Here is a 3,716-nt window from a genome sequence, read left to right on the forward strand (position 1 = left end):
TGGAGCGCGCGGCCGATCCTCTCGTCCTGGAGAGCGCCGAGCCAACCCGCACCGGCATCGAGATCACTGGCGATCCATGCGCGTATCGCCTGGACGACCAGGATGTCGGCGAGCCTGGTGGCCACTGCTTCGCCGCCGGGTTGCGGGCGGGAGAGCTCGCCGGCCATGAGCCGTAGGGTGTCACGGATCGAGGATGCCGCGGAGACCGTGTCACCGCCGACGAAGATCACGGGCGGGAGCGCGCGCATGAGCTGGCGGGCGGCGGGATCGTCGAAGGACACGACGCCGCAGATCAGCTGCGCCGCACGGCCGGTGCCGCCGTGGTGGAGCACGGAGTATTGCTCGGTGACGTAGTGCTGGGGCAGCAGGTCGACACGAGGGCCGGGCGCTGCGTTCTCGGTGCTGGCGAGATCGTGCCCGAGTCCGTGGGGCACCAGCGCGAGGTCACCCGCGCGCAGTTCCCGCGGATCGGCATCGGGGAGACGGAGCCAGCAGATACCCGAGGTGACGACGTGGAAGCTGATCGAGTCCGCGATGGCGGGCATCTCGAGCGCCCACGGCTCGCCGAGCTCGGCATGACAGTAGAAGGTGCTGCGCATCCGCAGCGCGTGCAGCACCCGCGCCAGCCGGTCGGTGCTCTCCGCGGGAACCTCGGGTCTCATGGCTCCCAGCCTGTCAGATGGTGGCACCTTGTCACCGACAATCCCGGATGAAAGAGCAAGAAAATCGAGCTTTCGGGCATTCTTATACCGATCGCATGGTCCTAATGTCGAGCCTGCAAGCACGTCATGCGGTCGAGAGGGTTCATCATGTACGTCATCGCGGGAGCCACCGGCAGAGTCGGATCAGCGGCAGCGCACACACTGCTGACCGCAGGCGCGGAGGTGCGAGTGCTGGTGCGTCGCCCGTCCGACGCCGAGCCCTGGGGAGGCGCGGGGAGCCGACGCGCGCGTCGTCTCCCTCGATGATCGTCCGGCGCTCACCGAGGCGCTACGGGAATGCGCGGGGTTCTTCACTCTGCTGCCGTTCGACCTCACGGTCGACGACCTCGACGCACACGCGAATCACCTCATCTCCTCGGTCGCGGGAGCGGTCGTCGACGCCGCCGCGCCGCACGTCGTGATGCTGTCCTCCGGCGGCGCGGATCTCGCCGAGGGCACCGGCCCGATCACCGGGCTGCACCGCCTCGAAGAAGCCCTGCGCTCCACCGGCACCACGCTCACGGCGCTGCGCTCGGGCCATTTCCAGGAGAAGGTCGGCGACGTGATCGACGTCGCACGAGAGACCGGCGTCTACCCGGTGTTCGCCGCCTCGGCCGATGTGCCCCTGCCGATGGTCGCCACCGCTGACCTGGGTGCGGTCGCGGCCGAGGCATTGCAGTCGCCGCCCGCAGCGAGCGAGTGCGTCGACGTCGTCGGCCCGGCATACTCCGAGCGCGCCGTCGCCGCGCTGCTCGGCGACGCCCTCGGGCAGGAGCTGCACGTCACGACGGTCCCCGAAGAAGGCTGGACCAGTGCGCTCATCGAGGCGGGGTTCCGCCCCCACATCGCTGAGACTCTGGCCGAGCTGTACCGGGCCGACGGACACGGGCTCCTCGCACCGCGCGGAGATCGCCGCGTGCGCGTACACACCCCCGTCGAGACCACCATCCAGCGCCTCCTCGCGCTTCGCTGACGGCATCCTCATGTCGTTGCTCGATGCCCTGCTGATCGCCGCGATCGTGACGAACGGTCTGCTGGCCGGCCTGTTCTTCGTCTTCACCTGCGCCATCGCACCCGGATTCCGGCACCTCGACGACGCCACCTATGTGCGGGCGTTCCGCGCGATCAACCGGGCGATCCTGAACGGCTGGTTCCTGCTCGTCTTCTTCACGGCCCCGCTCGCAACCCTCGCGTACGCCCTGCTCGGCTACTGGCGGGCGATGGAGTCGCCGTCGGCCTGGGCGTGGGCAGGTGCCGTGTGCGCCGCGCTCACGTTCATCATCACGGCGGCCGGGAACGTGCCGCTGAACACGCGGCTCGATCACACGACGGCCGGAACCGAGTCGGCGGACCGCGCCGCACGGGAGCAGTTCGAGACTCGTTGGAGCCGGTGGAATCTGGCCCGCACGATCACCGGCGTCGGCGCGCTCGTGAGCCTCGCAATCGCGGCGGTCTCGGGCTGACGCTTACGGCCACCCGCATGCGTTCACCTCCGTGCCGACTCAGCGTTCGGCAGCCGGCTCGCTCGTTTCGATGTACGCGTGGAGCGCGTCTCGGACGAACGATGCGCCCTCGACGCCGCCGTAGTTGGCCGCGAAGCGCTCGTCGGCCACATACATCTCCGCGAGTCCCCGCACATAGGCGTTGAGGTCGCCGCCCGGCTCGGCGGCCGGAGTTCCGGGGACGCTGCGGAGCCAGTCGATGTGCCGGCGCGCGAGTTCTTGTGCCTCGGGCGAGTCGGCGGTGACCTCCGCCGCCTCCGCGGCGGCGATCCAGTCGCGGCCGAGCTGCTCCACCCGAGTGCGCCAGTTCCGGCGCTCCTCGTCGCTCATTCCGCGCCACCAGGCGTCGGAGCGCGCGTAGGCGTCCTTTCCCCATCGTCTTTCGACCTCGTCCTTGTACTGGGTGTGGTCGAAGCCGTCGAACATGGTCTCTGCCATGAGCTCTTCCCCTCCTCTCAGGGCGGTGATGGTGTGCTCGACCGCGGCGATCTGCCGGGCCAGCCTGTCCTGCTCCTGACGCAGCAGCGACAGGTGGGTGGTCAACGCCGATGCCTCGTCGTACTCGTTCGTCAGAACATCGGCGATCTGCGGGAGGGCGAGCCCGAGCTCGCGCAGCAGCAGCACCCGCTGGAGCCGCACGAGCGCGTGCTCGTCGTAGTACCGGTAGCCGTTGCTGCCGATCCGACTGGGTGGCACCACGCCGAGTTCGTCGTAGTGACGCAGGGTGCGGCTGGTGGTGCCGGCGGACCGGGCTATCTGCTGTATCGACCACTCCATGCGAATCACGCTAAAGGTTCTCGTTACGTCAATGTCAATTCCGGCGGCGGCGTTGTCTGCGCCGATCGGGCCGTCTTGACTCTTACGTTACGTCAACTTATAGCGTCATGGGCGGCGTGAAAGGAACTCACTCATGGCGCAACAGAAGAAGCCGATCGCCCAGGTCAAGCTCGAGCTCGACGCGGGCAACGCGGCGATGGTCGACCTCGGCAAGATGCTCGGCCCGCACGGTGTCGCGACGATGGAGGTCAAGAAGCGATACGACGCCGAGACGGCGCGGTTCAGAGGAGAGGTCATCCCCGCGATCGTCCGCGTCTACGAGGACCGGTCCTGGGACCTCGAGCTCAGGACACCCCCGACGGCGTTCCTCATCAAACAGCTCGTCCGCGGCAAGGGCTCGGCCCGGCCAGGCCACGACCAGCCGTTGACGATCACCGAGCGGGAACTGGAGGCCGTCACCCGCCGCAAGCTGCCCGATCTGAACACCGACGACCTCGGTGCCGCGATGCGGCAGATCGAAGGCACGGCGCGATCGATGGGCGTTCGCGTGCGCAGGTGACCGCGATGGGCGCGCCCGGAAGCTCTCGGAGACCGGTTCCGAACTCGGCGCGGCGCTGAGACTTCAGAAGTCCCAGTTTTCGTCAGGAGGCGCGGATTCCTGCAATTTTCATGCGTCCAGGCACCCTTCGTGCCTGCTGCGTGCCACTCGCACCTATGAGCGGTTCGGCTCAGGTAA

6 protein-coding genes are annotated in these 3,716 nt (G+C 68.3%); 4 read left to right on the forward strand and 2 right to left on the reverse strand.

Annotated features, from left to right (window positions below; all coding sequences use genetic code 11):
* Window positions 1–617, reverse strand: a 617-nt coding sequence (locus tag WML84_RS13700; protein ID WP_347346694.1) for a cupin domain-containing protein, incomplete at its 3' end; no start/stop codon positions are given.
* A gap of 192 nt (window positions 618–809) precedes the next feature.
* Between WML84_RS13700 and WML84_RS13705 the strand changes: the two genes are divergently transcribed.
* The 3 genes from WML84_RS13705 (at window position 810) to WML84_RS13715 (ending at window position 2,164) form a co-directional block, all read left to right on the forward strand.
* Window positions 810–968: an NAD-dependent epimerase/dehydratase family protein gene (locus WML84_RS13705; protein ID WP_347346695.1), complete on the forward strand. Its 159-nt coding sequence runs from the start codon at window positions 810–812 to the stop codon at window positions 966–968.
* A 154-nt stretch (window positions 969–1,122) separates the two neighbouring features.
* On the forward strand, window positions 1,123–1,674 hold the full coding sequence (locus WML84_RS13710; RefSeq protein WP_347346696.1) for a hypothetical protein: 552 nt from the start codon (window positions 1,123–1,125) through the stop codon (window positions 1,672–1,674).
* Between the two features lie 10 nt (window positions 1,675–1,684).
* Entirely contained in the window at window positions 1,685–2,164 is a 480-nt protein-coding gene (locus WML84_RS13715) for an anthrone oxygenase family protein (protein ID WP_347346697.1), read from the forward strand.
* A gap of 39 nt (window positions 2,165–2,203) precedes the next feature.
* Here the strand turns inward: WML84_RS13715 and WML84_RS13720 are convergent, their stop codons facing one another.
* Entirely contained in the window at window positions 2,204–2,980 is a 777-nt protein-coding gene (locus WML84_RS13720) for a TipAS antibiotic-recognition domain-containing protein (RefSeq protein ID WP_347346699.1), read from the reverse strand.
* A 133-nt stretch (window positions 2,981–3,113) separates the two neighbouring features.
* Between WML84_RS13720 and WML84_RS13725 the strand changes: the two genes are divergently transcribed.
* A complete protein-coding gene (locus WML84_RS13725; protein ID WP_347346698.1) occupies window positions 3,114–3,539 on the forward strand; it encodes a 50S ribosomal protein L11 in 426 nt (141 codons plus the stop codon).
* Window positions 3,540–3,716: the final 177 nt, after the last annotated feature.

Origin of the sequence: Microbacterium sp., assembly GCF_039812165.1 — a bacterium.
GTDB lineage: Bacteria > Actinomycetota > Actinomycetes > Actinomycetales > Microbacteriaceae > Microbacterium.